This is a genomic window from Saccharopolyspora cebuensis, assembly GCF_039542665.1.
Classification (GTDB): Bacteria; Actinomycetota; Actinomycetes; order Mycobacteriales; family Pseudonocardiaceae; genus Saccharopolyspora; species Saccharopolyspora cebuensis.
This window is the reverse complement of sequence record NZ_BAABII010000016.1, coordinates 705,241-731,876: the sequence shown is the minus strand read 5'-3', so window position 1 is coordinate 731,876 and position 26,636 is coordinate 705,241. Positions and strand designations below refer to the sequence as shown.

Genomic DNA, 26,636 nt, shown 5'->3' with positions numbered 1-26,636 from the left:
GTGGACGGAAATCCGCGCGATCGTCCGTCCACAGTGAACCCCGGGTAGATGCCACCCGGGTGGCGGCTTGCGCGGCCGGGCGGTGCGTGCGTGGTGGTGCGGCGGCTCGTCGATCGGCCATCATGCCCGGAGGCCCCGGGACGGCGACGGGGCCGCGGAGGGGGAGGAGCGCGCGATGCGCACCGCTGTCACCGACATGCTGGGCGTGCGGCACCCGCTGGTCGGGTTCAACCGGTCCCCGGGCGTGGTCGCCGCCGTCACCAACGCCGGCGGGTTCGGCGTGCTGGCCGCCACCGGCTACACGCCCGAGGAGCTCGACGTCCAGCTCACCTGGATCGAGGAGCAGGTCGGGGGCAAGCCGTACGGCATCGACGTGCTGGTCCCGGGACGCATCGCCGGATCCGATCCGCACGAGGACGTCGCGAGCCTGCGCGCCCGGATCCCCGACGAGCACTACGCGTTCCTCAACGGGCTGCTGGAGCGCTACGACCTCGAACCGATCGACCGCTCGGCGCTGGGCGGGGACCGCTTCGCGGCCAGCGTGGGGGCCGAGATCGTGCAGCCGCTGCTCGACGTCGCCTTCTCCCACCGCATCTCGCTGGTCGCCAACGCGCTGGGCACGCCGCCGCCGGGGCTGGTCGAGCGGGGCAAGTCCGCAGGCGTCGTGGTCGCCTCGCTGGTCGGCGCACCGGAGCACGCCCGCAGGCAGCTCGACCTCGGCGTCGATCTGCTGGTGGCGCAGGGCACCGAGGCCGGCGGGCACACCGGCACGATCGCCACCATGGTGCTGGTGCCCGAGGTCGTCGATCTCGCCGGGGACGTTCCGGTGCTGGCCGCGGGCGGGATCGCCTCCGGGCGGCAGATGGCGGCCTCGCTGGCGCTGGGCGCCGCCGGGGTGTGGTGCGGCTCGGTGTGGCTGTCCAGCCACGAGGACATCACCTCGCCGGTGGTCAAGGAGAAGTTCCTCGCGGCGGGCAGCGGCGACACCCTGCGCTCGCCGACCCGCACCGGCAAGCCCGCGCGGCAGTTGCGCAGCGCCTGGCACGACGAGTGGGCCGCCGGGCCGGCCGCGCTGCCGATGCCGCTGCAACCGGTGCTGGTCAACGAGGCGTGGCGGCGGATCGACGCCGCCGCCGGAGCCGGGCACGCCGGGGCCCGCGAGCTGGAGTCGTTCTACATCGGCCAGGTCGTCGGCGGCTTCCGGCGGCTGCGACCGGCCGAGGACATCGCGCGGGAGATCATCGACGACTGCGAGCACGTGCTGCGGTCGTTGTCCTGAGCCGTTGCCGGCCCACTCGCCGGTCAGGGCAGGCGTTCGGCGCGGAGCCGGGAGCGGCGGACCTTGCCCGCCTCGTCGCGCAGCGGGGTGCCGACGAATTCGACGCTGCGCGGCATCCGGTAGGCCGCGACGTGGCCGCGCAGGTGGGACAGCAGCGCTTCCTCGGTCACCGGTCCGCGCGGGTGCACGATCGCGTGCGGTGCGTTGCCGAGGTCCTCGTCGGGCAGCCCGATCACGCAGCTGTCCAGCACCGACTCGTGCAGGCCGAGCGCGGCCTCGATCTCGGCCGGGTAGACGTTGGCGCCGCCGACCAGGATCATGTCCGCCTCCCGGTCACCGAGGTAGAGGTAGCCGTCCTCGTCGAACCAGCCGATGTCGCCGAGGGTCTCCCACCCGGCCGCATCGGACTCCGGTTCGGCGCCGAGCAAGTGGTAGGTCGGCTCGACGCCCGGATCGGGGCGCATCCAGACCTTGCCCTCCCGCCCGGGCGGCAGGACGTGCCCGGCCTCGTCGCGGACCTGCATCTGCCCGCGCTGCACCCGGCCCACCGATCCGGGGTGCGCCAGCCACTCCTCGGCGGTGATGAGCGTCGAGGCCTGCGCCTCCGTCCCGGCGTAGAGCTCGCGCAGCACGGGCCCGACCCAGTCGATCCACGTCCGCTTCAGCCACACCGGCACCGGCGCGGCGGTGTGGAAGACGGTGCGCAGCGACGACAGCTCGGCCGCCGCCCGGGTCTCCTCGGGCAGCTTGGCGATCCGGTGCAGGATGGTCGACACCGCGTACAGCCAGCTCACCCGGTGCTCGTCGATCAGTCGCAGCGCCTCGGCGGCGTCCCAGCGGCGCATCAGCACCACGTGGTTGCCGCGCAGCAGGCCCAGCGCCACCGCCATGTTCGGCCCGTTGTGCGAGAGCGGCGACGGCACCAGGGCGACCCCGTCCGGTTCGATGCCGAACGCGTCGGCGGAAGCCTCGACCTCCTCCACCAGCGCCGGTCGTCCCGCCACGATGACCTTCGGCCGCCCGGTGCTGCCACCGGAGACCGGCGCCTTCCACGACGGCGAGACCGCGGGCGGCAGCGGGCCCGGGTCCTGCTCCTCGGGCGGGGTGAACCGCGCGGGCAGCACCGGGCGGTGACCGGAGACGACCGGTTCCACGTCGCCGATCAGCGCGGCCGGGTCGGTCAGCGCCACGATCTCGGCCAGCTCGCCCGGAGGTAGTTTCGGGCTCAGCGGCTGCGGGATCGCCCCCACCTTCCAGGCGGCCAGTTCGGCGAGCGCGAAACCGATCCCGTTGGGCAGCACGATGCTGGCGAAATCCCCGCGTCCGACCCCGCGCCCGGCCAGCTCCCGGGCCAGCCGGTTGCTCCGGTGCTCCAGCTCGCGCCGGGTCAGGGTGGTGCCCTCGCAGGTCAACGCGGGACGCTCCGGGTCGGCGTCCGCGAGTTCGGCCCAGCGGACGGCGAACGGGGTTCCCGGTGGTTCTGCGCGGTGGTCGTCTGCGGGCACGCGGGCCTCCTCCGGCCGGAAGCGGCCGTCCACAGCGGACGGTCGAGGTCGACGGCACCTCCGATCGAACTCCAGTCGGTGCGGCGGGGGCAAGTGCCTCGGGCCGAACGGTCCGTGAGGCCGCGGCTATGCGCCTCCCGGCCTTCGGGGGCCGGTTGTGAACCGAGGGTTTACGCGCTAGAGTGTGAACCTCAGGTTCACAGGAGGTGGTGGGCGTGCGCAGCGCGCGGCAGGCGGTCGACGAGGTGGTCGCCGGGGTCGAGGTCGAGCCCGTCGATCCCGGCAGCAAGCAGAACGACATCGGAGAGGAGCGGCGGCGCCGGTCGGAGGCCCTGCGCGGGTTCGGCGCCGCCCTGGAGGCGGAGGAGCTGATCGGTGTCGCGGCGGCGGAGGTCACCGCCGACGCGGCGCGACGGGCGATCTGGCTGGGCGCGAGCCTGGCCGATCTCAGCGCGGTGACCGGACGTTCCCGCCAGGCCGCGCGCAAGCGCTGGCCGCAGCTCGGGCACGTGCACCGCAAGCGCAAGTGGTTGGCCGACCACGTGGACGACATCCGCCACGTCGCCGGCCTGGTCGCCGAGCGCGCGCCGCGTGCGCGTCCGGCCGACAGCGCCGGGTTCGACGACGCGGTGGCGGCGCTGCGCGCCGGTCTCGCCCGCTGCACCCGGGACTTCGCGCCGGACGCGGCGGAAGGGGACGACCCGGCGGCGCGCTGGCTCGCGCTGGACGAACTGGTCGACGGGTCGCTGCGCCGGGTCCTCGCGCTGGCGGCCGGACCCGCCGACGCGGACGCCGGATTCGCCCTGCACGCCGCGGCGGGCGTGCTCGCCTACTACGACCACGCCACCGCGACGGATCGCGGGTGACGGGAGCCTGGTGCGGCGCGGGCGGCATCGGCGATGATGGCCGCGGTGCGGTTGGTCAACGGTGCCCATCCGCACCCCTGCGGTCCGCCGCCGGGCACCGCGGCCGGTCCGGTGCGCAGTCGTGCCCCGCGGGGAGCGCCTCGACGCGCAGGCGGTCGGCGCGGGATCAGCCCAGGCTGCGCGCCAGCCCGGCGTACTGGTAGCGCCAGACGCCGTCCGCCCGCTGGTCGCTGCGGTCGTAGCGGCTGTCGTCGTCCTCGCCGTCGCACGGCGCGGGGAAGGTGAACTGCCCGAGGGGCAGCGCGGCGTCGGCGGTGGGGATGATGAAGCTCCGGCCGTCCTCCGGGCCTCCGACGAGTTCGGCGTACACGTGCTGTTCCATGTCGCTCCTGGTTCGGCTCCGAGTGCTCCTCCACGATGATCGACCCTTTTCGGGGCCCGTTGGTTCCGCTGGTCACCCGTTCGTCCCAGCGGCCGCGTCGGGCCGGTACCAGCGAGGATTCCCCGGCCCCGGAACCGGCACCATCACCCACCCCGGCACCGACGTCGGCGCACGCATCGCCTGTTCGGGTCCGCCGCTGGTCACAGCGCTGACGGGGGTGCGCGACCACCCGTCCGGCGGTCCCGCGACGCCGGTACCGGGGGCGAACAGGCGAGCGAGCGGGCCGCCGGGCGGGGGATTGCCGGGCGGGGCGATCGGGTACGTCGGGGCCGAAGGACGTCGTGCGCCCGGTGCGGCCGGGCCGACCGGGAGGTGTGCGGTGACGGGCGTGCTGGAGGTCGCGGGACGGCGGATCGAGGTCTCCCGGGGCGACAAGGCGATGTACCCGGCGGAGGGCATCACCAAGGCCGACGTGGTGGAGCACTACCGCGCGGTGGCCGAGGTGATGGTGCCGCACCTGCGGGGCAAGCCGCTCACGCTGCGTCGCTACCCGGACGGCATCGACGCCGGGGGCTTCTTCCAGAAGGAGGCGTCGCGGCACTTCCCGGACTGGGTGCCGGTGGCGGAGGTGCCGCAGCGGGGCAAGCAGGACAGCGTGCACCACGTCGTCGTCGACGATCCCGCCGTGCTGCTGTACCTGGCCAACCAGGCCTGCCTGGAATTCCACATCGGACTATCCCGGGTGGACGACCTGGAGCGGCCGCGGCTGGTGGTGGTGGACCTGGACCCGCCGGAGGGGACGGGGACCCCGGAGGTGCGCCGCGCGGTGCGGACCATCGCGCGGCGGTTCCGCGACGCCGGGCTCGACCCGCACGTGCAGACCACCGGCGGCAAGGGGTTCCACGTGGTCGCCCCGCTGCGCGCGCGGCGCGACTTCGAGCAGGTGCGGGCCGCGGTGCGCGAGCTCGTCGAGGCCGCCGCCGAGGCCGAACCGGACCGGCTGACCACCGAGCAGCGCAAGGACAAGCGGGGTGACCGGATCTTCCTGGACATCAACCGCAACGCCTACGGGCAGACGATGATCGCGCCGTACTCGCTGCGGGCCCGCCCGGGAGCACCGGCGGCGACCCCGATCGATCCGGGGGAGCTGTCCCGGGTCGAGCCGCGGTCCTACGGGCTGGCGAACCTGGCCAGGCGGCTGGCGCGCAAGGCCGATCCGTGGGCCGGGATCGACGAGGCCCGCGGCAGCGATTTCGGAGCGCGCTGACCCGACCAGAGGGAGGAGTGACGATGACCGAGCCGAACCCGGACGCCCCCGAGGAACCGGGCACCACCCTGGACCAGTCCGAGGGCACGGACGAGGAGGAGCTGGGCACCGACCCGTTGGAAGGGGGCATCGAGCCCGCCGAGGGCTGGTCCCCGGTCGCGGCGGACCCGCCGACCGAACGCGAGCAGCGCGAACGCGGTTCGGTCGACGAGTACTTGGCCCAGGAGCGCCCGGACACCGCGAACGAACCGGTCGAGGACCGGCCCATCGCCGAGCGGCGGGAGCACGAGCTCGACGAGAGCGTGGACCAGGACGCCGAGCAGCAGGCCGGCGACGAGCGCTAGCCGGAGCCCGGGGGCGGCGGTCGGCACCGCCCCCGGGGGTCTTCAGCCCAGGCTCAGCCGGGCCGCGGAGGTGCCCAGGCCGGTCGGGCGCTGCACGAACGCGGGCTCCTCGGCCGCTGCCGGGGCGTGCGGCAGGTTGTACCGCAGGTTCTCGTCCTGGTAGCGGTCGGTGCGCTGGTGCCAGAGCAGGATTCCGGCCAGCCAGTCCTGCAGTTCGGTGGCGTACTGCGCGAGCGCCGCGCGGGTCTCGGCGCCGAGCTCCTCCTCCTCGCACAGGGCGGGCAGCTCGGTGTCGACGACGTGCTGGAACTGCTGCATCCGCGCGTCCAGCAGGTCGTGGACCAGCCGGTAGCCGGTGGCCAGGTCGCAGTCCAGGAAGTTCTGCGCCACCAGCACGAGGTTGTGCACCTCGCCCTCGAACTCGATCTCCTTGCGGTACGAGAACAGGTCGTTGATCATCCAGGCGCAGTCCATCGCGGAGTTCTCCATGTTCCGGATGGTGCGGGTCCGGTAGATCTCCGGCGGCACCGCGCTGCCGTGGTTGAGGCGGCACAGGCTCATCGTCATCTCCGAGCCGAAGGTGCCGCGCCGCATCTCCACGTAGTCGATGGGGTCCGGGACGTGGTTGAGCAGCTGGTTGTGCAGCTCCCACAACCACGCGTCGACCATCGCCTCGACGGAGCGGCGGAACTCGCGGCGGTACTCCACCGGCATCGGCCCGGCCGTGCGCTCCCAGAGGTCGGCCAGGCTCCGCTCCAGCGGGGACACCGGCACCACCGCGGCCGGTCCGTCGACCGGCATCAGCTCCTTGAGCCGCTCGGTGCAGACCTTGGCGCCCACCAGGTCGGCGGAGCGGCCGAAGACGATCGGGTAGTAGTCGTCGCCGTAGGTGCCGAACGCCAGCCAGTCCGCGGAGAGGTGCAGCTGCTCCTCGGTGGCGTCGGGGTCCAGCCCGGCCGAGCACAGCGGCAGGTCCATCCCGCGGAGCTGCTCCTCGTTCCACACCCGGGGGACGTCGTCGAGGATGCCCATCCGGTGCGCCCACTCGACGTGGTGCTCCCGGGCGCTGTCCAGGTGCGGGCTGAGGCTGACCTGGAAGGGCACGTGCACCTCGGGCACCGCCCGGGGGCCGACCGGCTCGAACGGCCGGTGGCTGAACGAGCGCAACCGCTGCGGTGCGGTGGCCAGCAGCGAGGACGCGATGCGCGCCGCGGAGGTGCCCAGGCCCTGCGGGCCGTCCAGGAACGGGGTCTCGGTGCTGCCGCCCTCGTGCACGTACCGGCTGGAGCGCATGTGCCACTCGTGCCCGCCCGCCTGCCAGTCCTGCAGGCCCTTGACGTAGCCGAGCACGGCCAGCCGCCCCGCCGGGTCGATGCCGTGCTCGTCGAGCAGCGCCGGGACCTCGGTCAGCGCGGTGTGCTCGAACTGGTGCAGCCGGGAGGTGAGCAGGTCGTTGACGGTGTCGGCGGCCTCCTGCGTGGAGCACCCCAGGAATCGCTCGAAGACCAGCACGCCGTTGCTCAGCTCGCCCTCGTCGAGCACCTCGCGGTCGTAGGAGAACAGGTCGTTGCGCAGGTGCACCCCGTCGGCGAAGGTGTCCCGCAGCACCCCGATCGGCCGGGATTCGGCGATGGCGGCGGGCAGTTCGGCGCCCACCGCGTGTTCCACCAGGTTCGCCGACCAGGGCGCGCCGCCGACCTTCCGGCGCATCTCGACGTACTCGATCGGGTTGGACACCCGGTCCTCGCTGATGTTGAGCAGCTCCCACAGGGATTCGTCGAGCAGGTGCTTGGTGTTCTCGGCGAAGCGCTGCCGCCAGTCCAGCCCGGTCCCCGGCACCGTGCGCGCCCACAGGTCGGCCAGCCCGCGCTCCACGGGATTGGTGGGGGTCTCGGTGATGTCGCCCTCGACCGGCATGAACGCCCGCAGCCGGTCCAGGTGGGCGCGGGCGGCGGTGAGGTCGGGGCGCCGCTTGTAGAGCTCGACGAAGTGGTCGTCGAAGTAGAACACCCACACGTACCAGTCGGTGATCAGGTCGAGTTCCGGCCCGTCGGCGTCGGGGTGGGTGTAGGCGCACAGCAGGGCGTAGTCGTGGGAGTCCAGGTCGTGCTCGTCCCAGATCGGCACGCCCTCCTGCGGCACGTCGATCATGTCCATCCGGTACGCCCACGCCTTCGTGTGCTCCCGCGCCCGCTCCAGGTTCGGGTTCAACCGCGCCGGGTAGGGCATGTAGTACTCCGGCGGTTGAAAGCTCTGCATGGTGCGCACCGGTCCTTCCGCTCGGGTGATCGCCGACGCCCTGCACGAAACCAGGCCGCTCGTCGACGGCCAACGCACCGGAGGCGTTTGCACACGATCAGGTTGGGCGTGTCGCTCGACCGGACGCGTCCCGCTGGTCCGTTCGGGCGGTGCTCCGTCGTCCGGCGGTAGCCCGTTCGGGCCCTAGACGCGGCCGACGCCGCCGTACCCGAGCGGACGCGCGACGTCGTCGCGCTCCTCCGCCGAGTCGGGCCGCCAGTCGGGCAGGAACGTCACCCCGGGGGAGACCAGTTCGGTGCCCTCGAACCAGGAGGCGAACTCCTCCCGGGTGCGGGAGTGGACGTGCTCGTTGGCCGACCAGTACAGCGCGATCAGCCGTTCCACGTCGGCGCGCAGGGCCGGGTCGGCGTCCTCGTCGGTCAGGTGCGACAGGGCCAGGTAGCTGCCCGGCGGCAGTTCCCGCCGGTAGGCCGCCACCAGCTCGGCCGGCCGGTCCTCCGGGCCGACGAACAGCAGCACGCCGACCACCAGCAGGCCGACCGGGCGGCTGAAGTCGATGAGCCGCCGGGTGTCCGGGTGGCCCAGGATCGCCGCCGGGTCGCGGACGTCGGCCTGGATGATCGTCGCGCGCGGGTTGTCCGCGAGCAACGTCTGGGCCGAGTGCCAGGCCACCGGTTCGAAGTCGACGTAGACCACCGCGGCCTCCGGGTCCCGCGCCTGGGCGACCTCGTGCACGTTGCCCACGGTCGGGATGCCCGACCCGAGATCGATGAACTGGGTGATGCCCCGGTCCAGGTAGAAGCGCACCACCCGCTGCAGGAACGACCGGTTCAGCTTCGCCACGTTGGCCACCCACGGGACCATCGCGCGCACCTCGTCGGCGAAGCGGCGGTCGGGTTCGAAGTTGTGCGCCCCGCCGAGGAAGTAGTCGTAGGCGCGGGCGGCGCTCGGTGCGTCCAGATCGAGTTCGCGGGGACCGTAGCCGTGGTTGCTCACCTGAGCTCCTTCGTCGTGGCCTGCGCTGCCCGACAATAGTCGGCCGCCGGGGCGTGAGGCGGGGTGCGGCGGGGTAAGCCCGGAAGGCGACCGCCTGTGAATGGAGGCGAATGTGGACGCCGATATCTCCCTCGTGGTGGACGGGACCACGCACCGGGTCACGATCGACACCCGGACCACCGTGCTGGACGCGCTGCGCGACCGGCTGGGCATCACCAGCCCCAAGAAGGGCTGCGACCACGGGCAGTGCGGCGCGTGCACCGTGCTGTGCGACGGCCGCCGGGTCAACAGCTGCCTGATGCTCGCCGTGGCGTTCGACGGGGCGACCGTGACCACCGCCGCCGGGCTGGCCGAGGAGGCCGGGGAACTGCACCCGGTCCAGGAGTCGTTCGTCGAGCACGACGCGTTCCAGTGCGGCTACTGCACGCCCGGACAGGTCGTCTCGGCGGTCGGGATGCTCGACGAGCTCGCCGACGGCTGGCCCAGCAAGGTGACCGACGACGGCGCCGACCTCGGCGACGAGGTGCGGGAACGGATGAGCGGCAACCTGTGCCGCTGCGGTGCCTACGCCAACATCGTCCCGGCCATCGAGGAGGTGGCGCGTCGATGAGGCCCTTCCGATTCGAATCCGCGGCGGACGTCGAGGGGGCGGTGGCCACGGTGGCCGAGCACCCGGCCGGGGCCTACCTGGCCGGGGGCACCAACCTGGTCGACCTGATGAAGCTGGAGGTCACCGAACCGGACCTGCTGGTCGACGTCCGCACGCTGACCTCCGACCGCGTCGAGGAGCTGCCCGATGGCGGCCTGCGGATCGGCGCCGCGGTGACCAACAGCGCGCTCGCCGGGCACCCGCTGGTCCGCGAGCGCTACCCGGTGCTGTCCCAGGCCCTGCTGGCCGGGGCGTCCGGTCAGCTCCGCAACCTCGCGACCACCGGCGGGAACCTGCTGCAGCGGACCCGCTGCGTCTACTTCCAGGACGTCACCACGCCGTGCAACAAGCGCGAGCCCGGCAGCGGTTGCGCCGCGCTGGAGGGGTTCCACCGGGAGCACGCCATCTTCGGCGCGTCCCGGTCGTGCATCGCCACCCACCCGTCGGACATGGCGGTGGCGCTGGCCGCGCTGGACGCCGTGGTGCACGTGCGCGGACCCGGCGGCCAGCGGCGGATCCCGCTGGCCGAGCTGCACCGGCTGCCCGGCGACGTGCCGCAGGACGACACGGTGCTGGAGCACGGCGAGCTGATCACCGCGGTGGACCTGCCGCCCGCCGACTGGGCGGTGCGCTCCCGGTACCGCAAGGCCCGGGACCGCGCCTCGTTCGCGTTCGCGCTCGTGTCGGTGGCGGCGGCCCTCGACGTCCAGGACGGCGTGGTGCGCGACGTCCGGCTGGCGCTGGGCGGCGTCGCGCACAAGCCGTGGCGGGCGAGCCTCGCCGAGGACCGGCTGCGCGGGGCAGCCGCGGACGCCGAGAACTTCCGGGCCGCCGCGGACGCCGAACTCGCGGAGGCGCGCACCCTGCCCGAGAACGAGTTCAAGGTGCCGCTGGCCCGCAACATGATCCTCGGCGCACTCCTCGAACTGGCGGGTGATCAGCGATGACGGCCACCACCACGACACCTCTGGGCGCGCCGGTCGACCGGGTCGAAGGCGCCGACAAGGTCCGCGGGCTCGCCCGCTACTCCTTCGAGCACCCGGTCGACCGGCCGGTGTACCTGCACCCGCTGCAGGCCGACGTCGCGGCCGGGCGGGTCGTGGCCATCGATTCCAGCGCGGCGCTGGCCGAACCGGGCGTGGTGGGCGTGCTCACCCACCACAACGCACCCGGCGTGGCTTCGGCGGACGACCAGGAGCTGGCGATCCTGCAGTCCGGCGAGGTCGCCTTCCGGGGCCAGTTCATCGGCGGCGTGCTCGCCGAGACGCCCGAGGTGGCCCGCTACGCCGCCGGGCTCGTCCACGTCGAGTACCAGCGGCGGGAGCACGACACGCGGCTCTCGGCCGACCGCACGGACCTCTACAAGCCCGACGCGGTCAACGGCGGGTTCACCACCGACACCGCGCAGGGCGACCTCGACCGGGCGATGACCGACGCGGCGGTCACCCACGAGGCCGTCTACACCACGCCGCTGGAGCACAACAACCCGCTGGAACCGCACACCACCATCGCGTGCTGGGAGGGCGACGACCTCACCCTGTACGACTCCACGCAGGGCGTGCACTGGGTGCGGGACGCGATCTGCGCGGTGTTCGGGATGGACCCCGAGCACGTGCACGTGGTGTGCCCGCACGTGGGCGGCGGTTTCGGCTCCAAGGGCCAGCCGCACGCGCCGACGGTGCTGGCCGCGATGGCGGCCCGGCTGGTGACGCCGCGGCCGGTGAAGCTGGCCCTCACCCGCCAGCAGATGTTCAGCCTCGCCGGCTACCGCACCGGCACCATCCAGCGGATCCAGCTCGGCGCCGACCCCGCCGGTTCGCTCACCGCGATCGGGCACGACGTGGTGGAGCAGACCTCCCGGATCAAGGAGTTCGCCGAGCAGACCGCGGTGCCCAGCCGGATGTTCTACGCCGCGCCGAACCGGCGGTCGACGCACCGGATCGCCGCGCTCGACGTCCCGGTGCCGTCGTGGATGCGGGCGCCCGGTGAGTGCCCCGGCACCCACGCGCTGGAAGTCGCGATGGACGAGATGGCGCTGGCGTGCGGGATGGACCCGATCGAGTTCCGCGTCCGCAACGACCCGCGGACCGACCCGGAGACCGGGCTGCCGTTCTCCAGCCGCAACCTGGAGGCCTGCCTGCGCGAAGGCGCCCGCCGCTTCGGCTGGGACGACCGCGATCCCACGCCGGGGGCGCGGCGCGACGGGGAGTGGCTCGTCGGCACCGGGGTCGCCGCCTCCAGCTACCCGGTGCTGCCGCACGGCGGTTCCCAGGCGGCCATCCGGGTGGGGCCCGACGGCCGGTACCGGGTGCGCGTCGGCGCCGCCGACATCGGCACCGGGGCGTGGACCGCGCTGACCCAGATCGCCGCCGACGCGCTCGGGGTGGGGCTGGACGACGTGGTGCTCAGCATCGGCGACACCGACCTGCCCTACGCCAGCGGCGCGGGCGGCTCCACCGGGACGATGTCCTGGGGTTCGGCGATCGTCGACGCCGCGCGCCGGCTGCGCGACGAACTCCCCGCCGGGGGCCCGGTTCCCGACGAGGGGATCGAGGTCGTCGGGCAGGTGCCGGACAACCCGTACCGCGACCAGTACGCCATGCACGCCTTCGGCGCCCAGTTCGCCGAGGTCCGGGTGCACGCCATGACCGGCGAGATCCGGGTGCCGCGGCTGTTCGGCATGTTCGCCGTCGGGCGCATGATGAACGCCAAGACCGGGCGCTCGCAGCTCATCGGCGGCATGACGATGGGCATGTCGATGGCGCTGCACGAGCACAGCTACCTCGACCCGGTCCAGGGGCACGTGGTCAACCACGACCTCGCCGAGTACCACATCGCCGCCAACGCCGACGTGGGATCGGTGGACGCGGACTGGATCGACGAGGACGACCCGTACGTCAACGCGTTGGGGGCCAAGGGGATCGGCGAGATCGGGATCGTGGGCACGGCGGCGGCCGTGGTCAACGCCGCCTGGCACGCCACCGGAGTCCGGGTGCGCGATCTCCCGATCACGCTGGACAAGTTCCTCTGACCCGACCGGGTGGTCAGGACCAGGTGAGGGGCCCCTTCATCCGACCATGCCGGATGAAGGGGCCCCTCACTCGTGGCTCGTGCGGGTGAGCCGGTGCTCCTGGTGGGCGGCGAGGGCCTGGGCGGCGACGGTGCGCAGCGGCCGGTCGAGGGCCTCGGCCGCCGCGGCGACGTCGTCGTGTTCGGGCTTGGCGTGCCACGGACCCTGCTTGATCCGCACCGGGTGGCCCTCGACCTCGACCGTGGTGGTGCTGCGCGGCACGGCGCGGCGGTCGACCTGGTGGCGGCGCAGGCCCAGGCTGCCGGTCTCGGCGAGCAGCAGCCTCGTCAGCTCGGCCTCCCGGTCCGGCGCGCACAGCACGTGCACGGTGTTGCCGGGCCGGGACTTCTTCATGGTCGCCGGTGAGGTCCAGGCGTCGGCGGCCCCGGCGCGCAGCGCGCGGTCGACGACGTGCCCGAGCACCTCGGCCGACACGTCATCCACATTGGACTCCAGCACGACCATCGGTTCGGTGGCGGCGGCGTCGCGCGGCTCGCCCAGCGTCGCCGACAGCACGTTGGGCCGCTGCGCGAACCGCTTGGTGCCCGCGCCGAACGCGGTGGCCCGCACCGTCATCGCGGGCGGCGGGGTGTAGCTGGTGCCCACCGCGCCCAGCAGCGCCGCGCCGGTGGGGGTGACCGTCTCGCCGTCGAGGTCGGTGCCGACGACCGCCGCGCCGCGCAGCAGGGCCAGGGTCGCCGGGGCCGGGGCGGGCAGCACGCCGTGCGCGCAGCGGACCGTGCCGCTGCCCAGCGCCAGCGGGGCCGAGTGCACGGCGGTGATGTCCAGGGCGTGCAGCGCGGCGGCCACCCCCACGGTGTCGACCACCGTGTCCAGCCCGCCGATCTCGTGCAGGTGCACGTCGTCGGGATGCCGGTCGTGCAGCGCCGCCTCCGCCTCGGCGATCGCCCGCACCGCCGCCGAGGCCAGCGCCGCGACCGGTTCCGGCGCGGCGCGCCCGACCCGCTCCAGCAGCTCGGCGGCGCGGCGCTCCGGCGCGCGGTCGTCGACCTCCACGACCGCCTTCGTCGCCGCGACACCCGCCACCTGCACCGGTTCGGCCGCCAGCCGCCAGCCGGTCAGGCCGGTCCCGGCGACGGCATCGCGGACCCGCTCCAGCGGTGCGCCGAGACCGAGCAGCGCGCCGAGCAGCATGTCCCCGGAAGCGCCGGTCACCGGGTTGAGCCAGAGGATCACCGCGGCCTCGCGGCGGTGCGGGCGAGCCGGTGCACGGCCATCGCCGCGGAGAACCCGGAATCGATGTTGACCACGGTGAGCCCGGCCGCGCAGGAGGTCATCATGGACAGCAGCGCGGTCACCCCGTCCAGCGCGGCGCCGTAGCCGGTGGAGGTCGGCACCGCGACCACCGGAGAACCGACCAGGCCGCCGACCGCGCTGGCCAGCGCCGCCTCCATGCCCGCGACCACGATCACCGCGTCCGCCCGCGCCAGGTCCTCGCGCACCGCGAGCAGCCGGTGGATGCCGGCCACCCCGACGTCGCGCACCAGCCGGGTCGACAACCCGATCGCCGCCGCGACGGCCTCGGCCTCGGCGGCCACCGGCCCGTCGGCGGTGCCCGCGGTGACCACGCAGACCTCGAAGGTGCCCGCGGGAGCCGGTCGCCAGGTCAGCAGGCGCGCCGCCGGGTGGTGCACGGCCCCGTCGACCCGCTCGGCGACGTGCTCGGCCACCTCCGGATCGACCCGGGTGACCAGCACCGGACCGGTGCTGCGGCGCAGCAGCTCGGAAACGATGCCGACGATCTCGTCGGGCTGCTTGCCCGGCCCGTAGACGATCTCGGGCAAGCCCTGCCGGTCCTCGCGATCGGTGTCCACCCGCGCGTAGCCGAGGTCGGCGAAGCCGGTCATGACGCGCTCCGGGCGGGCAGCAGCGGCAGCAGCGCGTTCATCCGGCCGCTGCGGAACCCCGCCAGGTCCAGGGCGCAGAACTCGAACCCGGCCTCGCGCGCGGCCCGGTCCAGCTCCTCGCGCAGCGCGGCCGCCCGGTCCCAGTCCTCGGCGGGCACCTCCAACCGGGCCACGGTGCCGTCGCCGTGGGAGCGGACCCGGCAGACCGCGAAGCCCAGCGCCTTGACCCGCTCCTCGGCGCGCTCGATCCGGCCGAGCACCTCCGGGGTGACCTGCTCGCCGTAGGCGACGCGGGAGGCCAGGCAGGCGGCCGCGGGCTTGTCCGCGGTGACCAGCCCCAGCTCCCGGCTCGCGGCCCGGACGTCCTGCTTGGTCAGCTCGGCGTCGACCATCGGGGCGATCGCGCCGCGCTGGGCCGCCGCCCGCTGACCGGGCCGGTGATCGCCGAGGTCGTCGAGGTTGGTGCCCAGCGCGACCCGGGCGCCGAGCATCCCGGCCAGCGGTTCGATCGCGTCGAACAGGGCCGATTTGCAGTGGTAGCAGCGGTTCGCGTCGTTGGCCGCGTACTCCGGGCGCTCGGCTTCGTCGGTGCACACCTCCACGTGCGGGATGCCGCGCTCGCGGGCGAATCGCTTGGCCTCCGCGCGCTCGGCGGCGGCCAGGCTCGGTGAGACGGCGGTGACGGCGAGCATCCGCTCCCCGAGCACCGCGTGCGCGGTGGCGGCGACCAGCGCCGAATCCACACCGCCGGAGAAGGCGACGACGAGCGCGTCCTCCCGGCCGAGCCGGGACCTGAGGCGCTCCAGCGGCTGCTGCTGTGCCACGGTCACTTCCTTTCCGTCGCGAGGTAGGGGATCGTCTGCGGTCCTTCCGGCAGCACGCAGACCCGGGCGGCGGGATCGGCGGCGAGCGCGTCGCGCACGGTGGCCCCCACGTCCGCGCAGTGCTCCAGGTGCGCCGAGCGCAGCTCCGCCGGGCCCAGGTGCGCGCTGTGCACGGCGACGCGGGCCCGGCTCTGGATCTTGGCCTGGATCTGCACCTGCCACTGGTCCGGCACGGTGCGCTCGCGCGCCTCGATGTCGGCGAGCAGCTCTTCCGGTGAGGCCGCCGAAGCCAGCACCTCCCGGAACGAGCCGTGGTCCGGGAACCCGTCGCGGCATTCCGCGGCGCAGACGATGAGCCCGCCGGGGCGCACCACCTCGGCCGCCGCCGACATCCCCTTCACCGCCTGGTAGAGGTTCTGGTCCAGCGGGTAGCCGGAGTTGGTGGTCACCACGACGTCGAACGCGGCCGGGACCGGGCGCATCGCCAGCCGTTGCGCGGCCCGGCAGGCCGCCCGGTGCATCGGCAGCAGGTCCCCGGCTAACGCCTCGACGATCCGGTGCTCCCGGTTGAGCAGGACGTCGAAGGCGAGGTCCACCCCGGTGCCCTCGGCGATGGCGCGGACGTCGTCGTGCACCGGGTTGCCCTCGGTGACGCCCCAGGTCGCGGAGGGGTGGGCGATGCGCGCCGCGTCGTGCAGGGTCAGCACCGTCTCCAAGGCGGCCAGCCCCGGCGCGACGAGCTTCGGGCCACCGCTGAACCCGGCGAAGAAGTGCGGCTCGACGAACCCGGTGGTGATCCGCACGTCGGCCTCGACCCACTCGCGGTGCAGCCACACCGGCACGTCCTTGCCGTGGCGGCCGCACCACACCAGCGACTCCCGGTCCCGGGAGTCGTGGTTGACGATCCGCACGGCGTCCACCACCTCGTCGCCGAACATCGCGCGCAGTTCGGCGTCGGTGTTCGCCCGGTGCGTGCCGGTGGCCACCAGCAGCACGACGTCGGCGAGGTCCACGATGCCGTCCAGTTCGGCCAGCAGCGCCGGGATCATCAGGTGCCGGGGCTGCGGCCGGGTGCTGTCGCACACCGACACGGCCACGGTCTGCCCCGGGCGGACCCGGTCCCGCAGCGGCGGACCGGCCACCGGCTCGCGCAGCGCGGCCCGCAGCGCGGCGGCCTCGTCGGCGAGCCCCGGGTGGTACTCGGGGCGCACGACCGTGGTGCGGTCGGCGGGGAACTCGACGTCCAGCCCGGTCTCGCCGTACGCCAGTCGCACCGGAACCGGTTCAGCCATCCCGACGACCGCCGTCCGCCGCGGAGCTCGGTGCCGCGCCGCGCACCGGGCGCGGTCCGGCGTCGGCGTCGTTCTGCGACCGCATGTTCGTCCTCACCGGTTCGGCCGTCAAATGGTCTGACCGAACCTTAGCCCTTCGGCCACGCCGGACCAAGGTCGTCCTCGGCGAGGATTCCGGCGGCGGGCCGTCGGGCGGGGGGAGCGGATCAGCGGTGGTCGACGTCCCGGTCCCGGGGCGGGCGCAGCACGGCCACGATCGCGCCGCCGAGCCCGAGCAGCGCGATGCCCAGCGGCAGCCAGCCGCCCGTCGCGCTGCCCGTCCGCGCCAGCGGCGTGCTCGGGTCGCCCTCCCCGGCGGGCGGCGTGCCGGTCGGCCCCGGTGCGCTGCCTGGCGGCACCGCGGAGGTCTCTCCGCCCCGGACGTCGACCGGCCCGGCGACGTTCGGCCCGGGGACGTCCGGCCCGGGGAGCCGGACGACGCCGATCGCGGCGGTGCCATCGGGTTCGTGCGAGCGGAGGGCGGCGGCGTCGACGGGGGCCACCGCGGCGGCGACCGGGCGGACCGGGGTGGGCGTCGTCGGCCGTTCCGGGGCGCCGCCGCCGGGGTGGGCTCCGACGGCCAGCACCAGAGCGGTGAACGCCCCGGTCAACGGCAATGCGTGGGCGGGTCGCAGGCGCACGGGAACTTCCTTCCGGCGGGGGTGCTCCGCCGGAAGTCTGGGGCAGCGGATGATCGTCCGCTGGCAAGCTCACCCCATCCGGTGATCGTCGCCGCGTCGCGCCGTGCGCCCGGACGGCGTCGGGGTCAGTGGTCCCGGTGGGTGAGCAGGTGGGCCAGCGCGCTGAGCTCCTCGGCGGGACGTGCCACCGGTTCCGCCGCCCGCAGGTCGCCCAGCGCCCGGGTGAGCAGCTCGTCGGCCTGCTTCTGGCTCCAGAGCCGACCACCCGCGACGCTGACCAGTTCCGCCGCCCGCGCCAGGTCGCTGCCGGAGAGCGGCTGATCGCTGAAGTACAGCGCCGCGAGCCGCTGCCCGGCGGGCGACCCGGAGTTCAGCGCCGAGACCACGGGCAGGGTCTTCTTCCGGGTCCGCAGGTCGGAGAAGACCGGCTTGCCGGTCAGCGCCGGGTCGCCCCAGATGCCCAGCAGGTCGTCGACGTGCTGGAAGGCCAGCCCGAGCCGCTCGCCGAAGCTGCGCAGCCGGGCGACCTGCCCGTTGCGGGCGCCGCCGAACAGCGCGCCGAGGGCGCACGCGCAGCCCAGCAGCGCGCCGGTCTTGTCCCGCGCCATCCGCTGGCACTCGGTGACCTCGACGTCCCGCCGGTCCTCGAACGCCAGGTCCTGGCTCTGCCCGTTGATCAGGCTCAGCACGGCGGTGTTGAGCACCCGCACCGCGCTGGTGGCCTCCGGGTGCCCGCTGGCGGCCAGGACGTCGGTGGCCAGGCTCAGCAACGCGTCCCCGGCCAGGATCGCCGGTCCGCTGCCGAACATGGTCCACGCGGTCGGCCGGTGCCTGCGGGTGACGTCGCCGTCCATCACGTCGTCGTGCAGGAGCGAGAAGTTGTGCACCAGCTCGACGGCCACCGCGGCCGGTACCGCGGCCGCCGGATCACCGCCGACGGCGGCGGCGGAGAGCAGCACCATCGCGGGGCGGACCGTCTTGCCCCGGTCCGCCCGGATGGGATTGCCGTGCTCGTCCCACCAGCCGAGGTGGAAGCCGACGATGGTCTGCATCCTGGTCGGCAACCGGTCCACGGCGGAGCGCAGCGCCGGGTCGACCATCGCGCGGCTGCGGGAGAGGGCCTCGTGGGCGTCCGAACCGCTGTTCGTTTCCTGCTGCGTGGTGGCCATGACTTCCTTCTTTCGGACTGCGTTCGCCGATGGGGTTGCGTGCCGGATCGGGTGCGGTGCCCGCGGTGGCCCACCGCGGGCACCGCGACCTCAGCGGGCGATCTCGACGCGTTCGAGCACGCCGAGCGCGTCCGGGACCAGCACGGCGGCGGAGTGGTACGTGCTGACCAGGTAGGAGATGACCGCCTGTTCGTCGATCCCCATGAACCGGACGTTGAGCCCCGGTTCGTGCTCGTCGGGGATGCCGGTCTGGTGCAGGGCCACGACGCCTTCGTCGTCCTCCCCGGTGCGCATGCACAGGATCGAGCTGGTGCCCCGCTCGCTGATCGGGATCTTGTCGCTGGGCAGCAGCGGGATACCGCGCCACGCCGCGATCCGCTTGCCGCCGACCTCGGTGGTGTCCGGGTAGATCCCGCGCTTGCTGCATTCCCGCCCGAAGGCGGCGATCGCCTTGGGGTGGGCGAGGAAGAACCGCGAGCCGCGTCGGCGGGACAGCAGTTCGTCCATGTCGTCGGGCGTCGGCGGACCCGTGCGGGTCGGGATCCGCTGCCGCAGGTCGGCGTTGTGCAGCAGCCCGAAGTCGCGGTTGGTGAGCAGTTCCTGCTCCTGGCGCTCCCGCAACGCCTGGACGGTCAGCCGCAGCTGCTGCTCGATCTGGTTCATCGGCTGGTTGTAGAGGTCGGCGACCCGGCTGTGCACCCGCAGCACGGCCTGGGCCACGCTGAGCTCGTACTCCCGGGGTGCCAGCTCGTAGTCGACGAAGGTGCTCGGCAGCGCCGGTTCCCCGGAGTGGCCGGAGCTGATCTCGATCGCCGCTTCGCCGTGCTTGTTGCGGGCAGCGGGCGGGGCGTCGCGGACCCGCTCGACGTGCGCGCGCAGGTCGGCGAACTGGTCGGTGACCTCGGCGAGGCCGGTGCGCCCCAGCGCCAGCACGGTGCAGTGCGTGACCGCTTGGTACGAGTGCGCCCACTCGGATTCGCCGGCCAGCAGCTGGGCGCCGAAGTACTCGCCGTCGGCGTGCACGCCGAGCACCGCGCGGTCGCCGTACTCGCCGTGCCCGAGCCGGCTGACCTTGCCGTGCACGACGAGGAACACCTGCTCCACCGGTTGTCCCTCGGCGACGATCACCTGGCCCGGCTCGAACTCCCGCCGCACGAACCGGTCGGCCAGCGCCGACAGCGCCGAGTCGTCGTCGTAGCCGCGCAGCAGCGGGAGTTCCCGGAGTTCCTGCGGGATCACCCGCAGGTCGGCGTCGCCGCCGGCGAAGGTCACCCGGCCGTCGCCCACGGCGTAGGTCAGGCGCCGGTTGACGCGGTAGGTGCCCGCCTCCACCTCCACCCACGGCAGCATCGCCGACAACCAGCGCGGGGTCACGCCCTGCATCTGCGGTGTCGTCTTGGTGGTGGAGGACAGCTTTCGCGCCGCGGCGGTGCTCAGGCTGGATGCGTGCTGCTCGGCCTCGTCGATCTCTGTCGAGGTCACTGGACTGGACTCCTCACTGGGCTCGTTCGCGCTGGTTGCTCGTCGCTCGCGGCCCGATCAGCCCTCCAACCCGATCTCGACGTGGTCCAGCACCCCGACCGCGTCCGGCACCAGGATGGCGGCCGAGTAGTACGCGCTGACCAGGTAGGAGATGAGCGCCTGGTCGTTGATGCCCATGAACCGCACCGAGAGGCCGGGCCGGTACTCGTCCGGGATGCCGGTCTGGTGCAGGCCGACGACGCCCTGGTTCTCCTCGCCGGGGCGGACCAGCAGGACCGAGCTGGTGCGCGAGTCGCTGACGTGCAGCTTGTTGCACGGCAGGATCGGCACGCCGCGCCAGGACGGCACCTGGTGGCCGGCGAGGTCGACGGCGTGCGGGTAGAGGCCGCGCTTGCTGCACTCCCGGCCGAAGGCGGCGATCACCTTGGGGTGCGCCAGGAAGAAGCCCGGTTCCTTCCACACCAGGGCGAGCAGCTCGTCCATGTCGTCCGGGGTGGGCGGGCCGCTGCGGGTGTGCACCCGCTGCCGCAGGTCGGCGTTGTGCAGCAACCCGAAGTCCCGGTTGTTGACCAGCTCGTCCTCCTGGCGCTCCCGCAGCGCCTCGATGGTGAGCCGCAGCTGCTGCTCGACCTGGTTCATCGGCTGGTTGTAGAGGTCGGCGACCCGGCTGTGCACCCGCAGCACCGTCTGGGCCACGCTGAGCTCGTACTCCCGGGGGGCCAGCTCGTAGTCGACGAAGGTGGCGCTGAGCGCGGGTTCGCCGCTGTGCCCGGAGGAGATGTCGATCGAGGCTTCACCGTGGTCGTTGTGCGCGCGGCGCGGGCTGTCGAGGGCCTGCCGGATGTGCTCGCGCAGCGCCTCGGAGTGCCCGTTGAGCTCCTGGAAGGACTGGTACCGCAGGGTCAGCACGGTGCACCGGGTGACGGCCTTGAAGGTGTGGTCCCAGGTGGTTTCGGCGCCGGTGAGCACGTCGGCGCCGAAGTACTCGCCGTCGGCGAGGACGCTGAGCACCGTGCGGTCGCCGTACTCGCCGCGGCCGATCCGGTTGACCTTGCCGTGCGCGATGAGGACCACCTGCTCGGCGGGCCGGCCCTCCTCGGCGATCACCTCGCCCGGCTCGAACTCCCGCTGCTCGAACCGGTCGGCCAGCGCGGTCAGCGCCGCGTCGTCGTCGAAACCGCGCAGCAGAGGCAGTTCGCCCAGCTCCTGCGGGATGACCCGCACGTCGGCACCGGTGTTGGTGAAGGTCACCCGGCCGTCGCCGAGGGTGTAGCTCAGCCGCCGGTTGACCCGGTAGGTGCCGCCCGCCGCCTGCACCCAGGGCAGCATCCGCAGCAGCCAGCGCGAGGTGATGCCCTGCATCTGCGGTGCGGACTTGGTCGTGGTGGCCAGGTTCCGGGCTGCCGCCGTGCTCAGGCTCGACTGCTGCTGCTCCGCTTCGGTGCTGTTGAGCGGGTCGATCGAGGTCACGCCGATACCACCAATCATGTGTCGTCAGGCAGGGGAGGACGCGCGGTGCTACTACCGCGTCAATTAGTGAAAAGGGGAATGGTCGGAATCTGCTGTTCGCCAATTGTTCGGCGGGTGCTTTTCCCGTTCGTCGGAAGCGACGCTAGCACCCGTGATCGGGGTCGTACAGTCACTCGAAAGTGGTGGCTCGCCCCGCCGGCCTAAGCCGGTTGTCCGGACGGCTCCGGATTTCACCTGAACAACCTCTTGTGCGGCGCGGACGATACGCCATGTGTCCGCCTGCGGTGCCTCCTCCTGCGGTTTTCCGGGTCGGACCGGCATATTCCGCGCTCCGCTGCTCCATTCGAGCGTATTGGTCGACCCGCGGAAATCGACGAATTGGGTTATCCACTCGGCGGCGCCTTCGCAGTAGTGTCGTGCAAAACGATTCAACTGCTATTTACCGGTCTGCCGGTGAATTGTCGGGGGCGCAACGAGGTGGTCGAGTTGTCTGTCCGCAGGGGAGTGCGGTGCGCGGGCCGCGAACGGAGCGGTCCGGCGGCCGGCGGGGGGTGGCCGCGGTGAGGTGGAACCTCCGGCTGGCGGCCGCGCAGCGGGGCATCTGGAAGGCGACCGATCTGCAGCACCGGCTCGCCCGCGGCGGGCTGGTGATCTCGGCGGGCAAGATGTCCGGGTTGTGGGCCAAGACCCCGGCCAGCATCAAGCTCGACGACCTCGACGTGATCTGCGCCGTGCTCGGCTGCGAGATCGGCGAGCTGCTCATCCCGGAGCCGCCGGGCGGCGCGGTGCCCGCGTTCGAGGAAGGCGGCGCGGGAGGGTCGGGATGAGCACCTACCTCGTCGGCGCCCTGTGGGTGTTCGGCGCGGCCCTGATCGCCGGGGCGGTCGGCTACCTGGTGCGCCGGATCGGGCAGGACGAGGGGCGCAGCAGCAACAACGACGCGGCCGGCCAGGTGTTCACCATCGTCAACGGCCTGCACGCGGTGGTGCTGGCCTTCGTGCTGGTGAAGTTGTTCGACGCGGTCTCCGACGCCCGCGACGGGACGTACCGGGAGGCGCAGGCGCTGGTCTCGGTCGCGTGGGCGGTGGACGCCCTGGAACCGGGCGCCGGGCAGCAGGTGCGGGACCTCAGCGCCCGGTACGCCCGCACCGTGATCGACCAGGAGTGGCCGGTGATGCGGATCGGCGGGGAGGTGACCGGCCCGGGTTGGGCGCAGCTCGACCGGATCCGCGCCACCGTCCTGGCGGCCGGCTCGCAGGGCGACTGGCAGGACGGCCGCAAGACCGAGGCGGCCGACCAGCTCGGGCAGGTCTACCAGGAGCGGCAGGAGCGGCTGACCCGCGCCTTCGACGAAGGCGTGGTGGCCGTGGTGTGGTTCGTGCTCATCCTCGGCAGCGTGGTGTGCGTCGTGCTGCCCAACCTCTTCGGCGGTACCCGGCTGGGGCCGCACGTGCTCCTGGTGTCCACGTTGGCCGGTGCGCTGGCGTTGATGCTGTTCGCCATCCACCAGCTCCAGAACCCGTTCAGCGGGGGGTCGAGCATCGACCCGGACGCCTTCCGCTGGGCGCTGGACCGGCTCGGGCGCTCCTGATGCCCCGGCGGCTGGGCCGCGCCGCGCTGGTCGTCGCCGTGCTCGTGCCCACCTGCGCCCTGCCGGGTGCCGCGCGGGCGCAACCGCCGTGCACCGCGGTGTTCGCGATCGGCACGCCGACCGCCACGGTGCTGGCCCGGGTGGAGCTGCCCGCGGGGGACGGCGCGGTAGTGCGGGTGTCCCCGCGGCGCTGGACCGCGCTCGGGCACGCCGCGGCGCAGGACCGGGTGTACGCCCTCGCGCCGGGCCGCCGGGTGGTCGCCTGGCGGCCGGACGGCTCCGCCGAGGAACTCGGTGTGCTGCGGTCGGCTCCGCCGTTCGTGCCCACCGGGGGCGCGATCCGCGGCGACCGCTGGTACCTGGTGGGGCGCGGCGCGCTGCACGTGGTGGACGTCGATCCCGCATCGCCGCGGTACCTGCACGTGGTCGCCTCGCACCGGCTCCGGCCCGCCGTCGGCGGGCTGCACGACCTGGCCGTGGACCCGGTCGACGGGGCCCTGCTCGGCGTCGCCCGCACCGGTTCGGGGACCGCGTTGGTGCGCTTGGCCGACGACGGCGCGGTGTCGGTCCGCGCCCGGCTCGACGAGCTCGCCCGCGGCGACTACGGCGCGCTGGTGATCGGCCCGGACCGCTCGCTGTACGTGGTGGTGCACCGCGCGGGACGCGCCGCGCTGCACCGGATCGCCCCGGACGGCACGACGACGCGGCTGGCCGCCCGCGCGGGGGTGCTGCACTCCGACGCCGCGGGCTGCCTGCCGAGCGCGCCCGGTCCACCGCCCCCGCCGCCGGAACCACCGCCGACGCCTGAACCTTCGCCTCCCGGACCTCCGCCGACGCCGGGGCCGCCCGCGCCGGAACCGCCGCCGGAGAGCGCGTCACCCGTGCCGCCGCGGCCCGCGCCCCCGGTCCGGCCGGAACCCGCCGTGCCGACCGCTCCGCCGCCCCCGCCGGAACCACCGGTGCGGCGGTCCCCACCGCCGCCGGTCCCGCTGCTGGCCGAGGACGACGCGGGCGCGGCGCAGGACGACGTCCGGGACGGGCGGCGCTGGGCGCTGGCCGCGCTGCTGCTCGTCGTCGGCGGCGGGATCGCCGCGCGGGCGGTGCTCCGGTAACGCCGCGGATCCCCGCTCCCGCAACGGATCCGGCGGGCGGGCAGCGTGTTGACAGGGCGGGTCGAACCGGGCTAGAAGGGGGAAACGAGATCATCTTCGCGCCGACCCCGGTCCACCGCCCTCCCGCACCAGGAGTGACCGCCATGCAGTGCAAGGCCGCAGTGTTGGAATCCGCCCCCGGACCGCTCGTGATCGGCGAGATCGACGTCGATTCCCCGGCTCCCGATGAAATCCTCGTCCGCACGGTGGCGGCCGGGGTGTGCCACTCCGACCTGCACTTCATGGAGGGCAAGTACCCGTACCCGCTGCCCGTCGTGCTCGGGCACGAATCGGCCGGGGTGGTGGAGGCGGTCGGCGACCGGGTCACCGGGTTCGCCCCCGGCGACCACGTCATCACCTGCCTGTCGGTGTTCTGCGGGCGGTGCGACTACTGCCTGAGCGGACGTCCGCAGCTCTGCTCGAAGGAAGGCGTGCTGCGTCCCGCGTCCGCGCCGCCGCGGCTGAGCCGGGACGGGCAGCCGGTGCACCAGTTCCTCTTCACCTCCAGCTTCGCCGAGTACATGCTGGTCCACCAGCACGGCGCGGTGAAGATCCGGGAGGACATGCCGCTGGACAAGGCCGCGCTCATCGGGTGCGGGGTCACCACCGGTGCCGGTGCGGTGATCAACACCGCCGGGGTGCGGCCGGGCGAGACGGTGGCCGTGGTCGGGTGCGGCGGCATCGGGCTCTCCGCGCTGCAGGGCGCGGTGATCGCGGGTGCCGGCCGGGTGATCGCGATCGACCGGGTGGCGAGCAAGCTCGACCTGGCGCGGCGGTTCGGCGCCACCGACGTGATCAACGCCGCCGAGGTGGACGCCGTGGCGGCGGTGCGCGAACTCACCGCGGGCGGCGTGGAGCACTCCTTCGAGGCGGTCGGCGTGGCCAGCGCCGCGCAGCAGTGCTTCGACATGCTGCGGCCGGGCGGTACCGCCACCATCATCGGGATGATCCCGGTGGGGGAGAAGGTGGAGATCGACGGGCCGTCGTTGTTGCAGGAGAAGCGGATCCAGGGTTCGACGATGGGCTCGAACCGGTTCCGGGTGGACATGCCGCGCTACGTCGACATGTACCTGGCGGGCAAGCTGGACCTGGATTCGATGGTGAGCGGTACGATCGGGCTCGAGGGCATCAACGAGGCCTACGACGAGCTCAAGCTCGGTGAGGTCGCCCGGCAGATCGTGCTCTTCGACTGACCGGGCGCTCCGGGTCCGCGGCGCACCCGCACCGCGGACCCGGAGCGCGACCGGCGGCTCAGACCCGCTCGAACACCGCCGCCAGGCCCTGCCCGCCGCCGATGCACATCGTCTCCAGGCCGTACCGCGCGTCGCGGCGGTGCATCTCGCGCGCGAGGGTGGCCAGGATGCGGCCGCCGGTGGCGCCCAGCGGGTGCCCCAACGAGATGCCGGAGCCGTTGACGTTGAGCCGGTCGAAGTCGGCTTCGGCGAGCCGCCATTCCCGGGTGCAGGCGAGCACCTGCGCGGCGAACGCCTCGTTCAGCTCGATCAGGTCCACATCGGACAGTTCGAGTCCGGCGCGCCGCAACGCGGTCGCGGTGGCGGGCACCGGGCCGATGCCCATCGTGCGCGGCGCGACCCCGGCCCGGGCCCAGGACACCAGCCGGACCAGCGGGCGCAGGCCCAGCTCCGCGGCCCGCTCCGGCGTGGTCACCACGCAGACCGCGGCGGCGTCGTTCTGCCCGCTGGCGTTGCCCGCCGTGACGGTGGCCTCCGGGTCCTGCCCGCCCATGATCGGCCGCAGCGCCGCCAGCGACTCCGCGGTGGTGTCCGGGCGCGGGTGCTCGTCGGCGTCGATCACGGTCTCGCCCTTGCGCGAGCGCACCGCCACCGGCACGATCTCGTCGTCGAAGCGGCCGTCGGCGATGGCCGCCGCCGCCCGCTGCTGGGAACGCGCGGCGAGCTCGTCCTGCTCAGCGCGGGGGATGCCGTACTCGCGCCGCAGGTTCTCGGCGGTCTCGATCATGCCGCCCGGCACCGGGTGGTTCTCGCCGCCCGCGGTCACCCGGCCGCGCCCCAGCGAGTCGTGCAGCTCCAGACCGCCGCCGCGCACGCCCCACCGCGCCTCGGTGGTGTAGAGCGGCGCGGTGCTCATGCTCTCCACGCCGCCTGCCAGCAGCACGTCGCCGACCCCGGTCTGCACCTGCATCGCGGCGTCGAGCACCGCCTGCAACCCGGAGCCGCACCGCCGGTCCACCTGGGTTCCGCCGACCTCGACGGGCAGCCCGGCGTCCAGCGCCGCCACCCGGCCGATCGCGGGGGCGTCGCTGGTGGGGTAGCAGTGCCCGAGGATCACCTCATCGATCGCGTCGCCGGGCAGCCCGGTGCGCTCCAGCAGCGCCCGGATCGCGGTGGTGGCCAGTTCGGCGGCGGGCACCGTCGTGAACACCCCGCCGAACCGGCCGATCGGGGTCCGCAGCGGTTCGCAGATGACCGCTTCGCGCATGTCGTTCCTCCAGCTTCGTGCGTGGGCCTCGT

General features: G+C 73.6%; 24 protein-coding genes. 11 read left to right on the top strand and 13 right to left on the bottom strand.

Going from position 1 to position 26,636, the window contains the following annotated elements:
• The first annotated feature begins 175 nt into the window (after positions 1-175).
• Positions 176-1,279 (top strand): nitronate monooxygenase, encoded by a 1,104-nt coding sequence (locus tag ABD976_RS23525; protein ID WP_345366767.1) that lies wholly within the window; start codon positions 176-178, stop codon positions 1,277-1,279.
• A 23-nt stretch (positions 1,280-1,302) separates the two neighbouring features.
• Here ABD976_RS23525 and ABD976_RS23520 read toward each other — a convergent pair whose 3' ends face one another.
• Positions 1,303-2,784, bottom strand: coding sequence for an AMP-binding protein (locus tag ABD976_RS23520; RefSeq protein WP_345366765.1), 1,482 nt, complete (start codon positions 2,782-2,784; stop codon positions 1,303-1,305).
• A gap of 215 nt (positions 2,785-2,999) precedes the next feature.
• Here ABD976_RS23520 and ABD976_RS23515 point away from each other — a divergent pair, with 215 nt between their 5' ends.
• Positions 3,000-3,650 (top strand): hypothetical protein, encoded by a 651-nt coding sequence (locus ABD976_RS23515; protein WP_345366763.1) that lies wholly within the window; start codon positions 3,000-3,002, stop codon positions 3,648-3,650.
• Positions 3,651-3,816: 166 nt separating this feature from the next.
• Here ABD976_RS23515 and ABD976_RS23510 read toward each other — a convergent pair whose 3' ends face one another.
• Positions 3,817-4,032 (bottom strand): hypothetical protein, encoded by a 216-nt coding sequence (locus tag ABD976_RS23510; RefSeq protein ID WP_345366761.1) that lies wholly within the window; start codon positions 4,030-4,032, stop codon positions 3,817-3,819.
• A 379-nt stretch (positions 4,033-4,411) separates the two neighbouring features.
• On the opposite strand from ABD976_RS23510, the gene ligD reads away from it, so the two are divergent.
• Together ligD and ABD976_RS23500 are read left to right on the top strand one after the other, a co-directional pair.
• The gene (gene ligD / locus ABD976_RS23505) at positions 4,412-5,299 is read left to right on the top strand and encodes a non-homologous end-joining DNA ligase (protein WP_345366759.1); all 888 of its coding nucleotides are present in this window, start codon (positions 4,412-4,414) and stop codon (positions 5,297-5,299) included.
• A gap of 23 nt (positions 5,300-5,322) precedes the next feature.
• Entirely contained in the window at positions 5,323-5,643 is a 321-nt protein-coding gene (locus ABD976_RS23500) for a hypothetical protein (protein ID WP_345366757.1), read from the top strand.
• A gap of 42 nt (positions 5,644-5,685) precedes the next feature.
• Here the strand turns inward: ABD976_RS23500 and ABD976_RS23495 are convergent, their stop codons facing one another.
• Together ABD976_RS23495 and ABD976_RS23490 are read right to left on the bottom strand one after the other, a co-directional pair.
• Positions 5,686-7,902: a terpene synthase family protein gene (locus tag ABD976_RS23495; protein WP_345366756.1), complete on the bottom strand. Its 2,217-nt coding sequence runs from the start codon at positions 7,900-7,902 to the stop codon at positions 5,686-5,688.
• A 183-nt stretch (positions 7,903-8,085) separates the two neighbouring features.
• Positions 8,086-8,898 carry an SAM-dependent methyltransferase gene (locus tag ABD976_RS23490; protein ID WP_345366754.1) on the bottom strand — a complete coding sequence of 271 codons (813 nt, stop codon included), beginning with the start codon at positions 8,896-8,898 and terminating at the stop codon, positions 8,086-8,088.
• A gap of 112 nt (positions 8,899-9,010) precedes the next feature.
• Here ABD976_RS23490 and ABD976_RS23485 point away from each other — a divergent pair, with 112 nt between their 5' ends.
• The 3 genes from ABD976_RS23485 to ABD976_RS23475 are packed head-to-tail and all read left to right on the top strand — an operon-like array spanning position 9,011 to position 12,578.
• Entirely contained in the window at positions 9,011-9,508 is a 498-nt protein-coding gene (locus ABD976_RS23485) for a (2Fe-2S)-binding protein (RefSeq protein ID WP_345366752.1), read from the top strand.
• A complete protein-coding gene (locus ABD976_RS23480) occupies positions 9,505-10,494 on the top strand; it encodes an FAD binding domain-containing protein (RefSeq protein ID WP_345366750.1) in 990 nt (329 codons plus the stop codon). Before ABD976_RS23485 ends, ABD976_RS23480 begins: the two co-directional genes overlap by 4 nt.
• Entirely contained in the window at positions 10,491-12,578 is a 2,088-nt protein-coding gene (locus tag ABD976_RS23475) for a xanthine dehydrogenase family protein molybdopterin-binding subunit (RefSeq protein ID WP_345366748.1), read from the top strand. Before ABD976_RS23480 ends, ABD976_RS23475 begins: the two co-directional genes overlap by 4 nt.
• Positions 12,579-12,644: 66 nt before the next feature.
• Here ABD976_RS23475 and larC read toward each other — a convergent pair whose 3' ends face one another.
• The 8 genes from larC to ABD976_RS23435 form a co-directional block, all read right to left on the bottom strand.
• A complete protein-coding gene (gene larC, locus ABD976_RS23470) occupies positions 12,645-13,814 on the bottom strand; it encodes a nickel pincer cofactor biosynthesis protein LarC (protein WP_345366746.1) in 1,170 nt (389 codons plus the stop codon).
• The gene (larB, locus tag ABD976_RS23465; protein WP_345366744.1) at positions 13,811-14,485 is read right to left on the bottom strand and encodes a nickel pincer cofactor biosynthesis protein LarB; all 675 of its coding nucleotides are present in this window, start codon (positions 14,483-14,485) and stop codon (positions 13,811-13,813) included. Before larB ends, larC begins: the two co-directional genes overlap by 4 nt.
• Entirely contained in the window at positions 14,482-15,309 is an 828-nt protein-coding gene (gene larE, locus ABD976_RS23460) for an ATP-dependent sacrificial sulfur transferase LarE (RefSeq protein ID WP_345366742.1), read from the bottom strand. The genes larB and larE overlap by 4 nt, the downstream gene beginning before the upstream one ends.
• A 2-nt stretch (positions 15,310-15,311) precedes the next feature.
• Positions 15,312-16,601: a nickel-dependent lactate racemase gene (gene larA, locus ABD976_RS23455; protein ID WP_345366740.1), complete on the bottom strand. Its 1,290-nt coding sequence runs from the start codon at positions 16,599-16,601 to the stop codon at positions 15,312-15,314.
• A 206-nt stretch (positions 16,602-16,807) separates the two neighbouring features.
• Positions 16,808-17,281, bottom strand: coding sequence for a hypothetical protein (locus tag ABD976_RS23450; RefSeq protein WP_345366738.1), 474 nt, complete (start codon positions 17,279-17,281; stop codon positions 16,808-16,810).
• A 125-nt stretch (positions 17,282-17,406) separates the two neighbouring features.
• On the bottom strand, positions 17,407-18,450 hold the full coding sequence (locus tag ABD976_RS23445; protein ID WP_345366736.1) for a family 2 encapsulin nanocompartment cargo protein polyprenyl transferase: 1,044 nt from the start codon (positions 18,448-18,450) through the stop codon (positions 17,407-17,409).
• Between the two features lie 90 nt (positions 18,451-18,540).
• Positions 18,541-19,932 carry a family 2B encapsulin nanocompartment shell protein gene (locus tag ABD976_RS23440; protein WP_345366734.1) on the bottom strand — a complete coding sequence of 464 codons (1,392 nt, stop codon included), beginning with the start codon at positions 19,930-19,932 and terminating at the stop codon, positions 18,541-18,543.
• Between the two features lie 57 nt (positions 19,933-19,989).
• Positions 19,990-21,420, bottom strand: a complete 1,431-nt coding sequence (locus ABD976_RS23435) for a family 2B encapsulin nanocompartment shell protein (RefSeq protein ID WP_345366732.1) — start codon at positions 21,418-21,420, stop codon at positions 19,990-19,992.
• 542 nt (positions 21,421-21,962) lie between these two features.
• Between ABD976_RS23435 and ABD976_RS23430 the strand changes: the two genes are divergently transcribed.
• From ABD976_RS23430 to ABD976_RS23415, 4 genes are all read left to right on the top strand, one after another.
• Complete coding sequence (locus tag ABD976_RS23430) at positions 21,963-22,229, top strand: helix-turn-helix domain-containing protein (protein ID WP_345366730.1); 267 nt, start codon at positions 21,963-21,965, stop codon at positions 22,227-22,229.
• Positions 22,226-22,993, top strand: coding sequence for a bestrophin-like domain (locus ABD976_RS23425; protein ID WP_345366728.1), 768 nt, complete (start codon positions 22,226-22,228; stop codon positions 22,991-22,993). Before ABD976_RS23430 ends, ABD976_RS23425 begins: the two co-directional genes overlap by 4 nt.
• Positions 22,993-24,105 (top strand): hypothetical protein, encoded by a 1,113-nt coding sequence (locus tag ABD976_RS23420; protein ID WP_345366726.1) that lies wholly within the window; start codon positions 22,993-22,995, stop codon positions 24,103-24,105. The genes ABD976_RS23425 and ABD976_RS23420 overlap by 1 nt, the downstream gene beginning before the upstream one ends.
• A gap of 143 nt (positions 24,106-24,248) precedes the next feature.
• Positions 24,249-25,337 (top strand): Zn-dependent alcohol dehydrogenase, encoded by a 1,089-nt coding sequence (locus ABD976_RS23415; RefSeq protein ID WP_345366724.1) that lies wholly within the window; start codon positions 24,249-24,251, stop codon positions 25,335-25,337.
• Between the two features lie 58 nt (positions 25,338-25,395).
• On the opposite strand, the gene ABD976_RS23410 is transcribed toward ABD976_RS23415, so the two are convergent.
• Positions 25,396-26,604 (bottom strand): acetyl-CoA C-acetyltransferase, encoded by a 1,209-nt coding sequence (locus ABD976_RS23410; protein WP_345366722.1) that lies wholly within the window; start codon positions 26,602-26,604, stop codon positions 25,396-25,398.
• Positions 26,605-26,636 lie beyond the last annotated feature (32 nt).

Bases quoted from the DNA above. Each gene is read 5' to 3' on its own strand.
- ABD976_RS23525 (WP_345366767.1), top strand. From the start codon at position 176: ATGCGCACCGCTGTCACCGACATGCTGGGCGTGCGGCACCCGCTGGTC.
- ABD976_RS23510 (WP_345366761.1), bottom strand. From the start codon at position 4,032: ATGGAACAGCACGTGTACGCCGAACTCGTCGGAGGCCCGGAGGACGGC.
- ABD976_RS23500 (WP_345366757.1), top strand. From the start codon at position 5,323: ATGACCGAGCCGAACCCGGACGCCCCCGAGGAACCGGGCACCACCCTG.
- ABD976_RS23495 (WP_345366756.1), bottom strand. From the start codon at position 7,902: ATGCAGAGCTTTCAACCGCCGGAGTACTACATGCCCTACCCGGCGCGG.
- ABD976_RS23480 (WP_345366750.1), top strand. From the start codon at position 9,505: ATGAGGCCCTTCCGATTCGAATCCGCGGCGGACGTCGAGGGGGCGGTG.
- ABD976_RS23475 (WP_345366748.1), top strand. From the start codon at position 10,491: ATGACGGCCACCACCACGACACCTCTGGGCGCGCCGGTCGACCGGGTC.
- larB (WP_345366744.1), bottom strand. From the start codon at position 14,485: ATGACCGGCTTCGCCGACCTCGGCTACGCGCGGGTGGACACCGATCGC.
- larA (WP_345366740.1), bottom strand. From the start codon at position 16,601: ATGGCTGAACCGGTTCCGGTGCGACTGGCGTACGGCGAGACCGGGCTG.
- ABD976_RS23445 (WP_345366736.1), bottom strand. From the start codon at position 18,450: ATGGCCACCACGCAGCAGGAAACGAACAGCGGTTCGGACGCCCACGAG.
- ABD976_RS23435 (WP_345366732.1), bottom strand. From the start codon at position 21,420: ATGATTGGTGGTATCGGCGTGACCTCGATCGACCCGCTCAACAGCACC.
- ABD976_RS23425 (WP_345366728.1), top strand. From the start codon at position 22,226: ATGAGCACCTACCTCGTCGGCGCCCTGTGGGTGTTCGGCGCGGCCCTG.
- ABD976_RS23420 (WP_345366726.1), top strand. From the start codon at position 22,993: ATGCCCCGGCGGCTGGGCCGCGCCGCGCTGGTCGTCGCCGTGCTCGTG.
- ABD976_RS23415 (WP_345366724.1), top strand. From the start codon at position 24,249: ATGCAGTGCAAGGCCGCAGTGTTGGAATCCGCCCCCGGACCGCTCGTG.
- ABD976_RS23410 (WP_345366722.1), bottom strand. From the start codon at position 26,604: ATGCGCGAAGCGGTCATCTGCGAACCGCTGCGGACCCCGATCGGCCGG.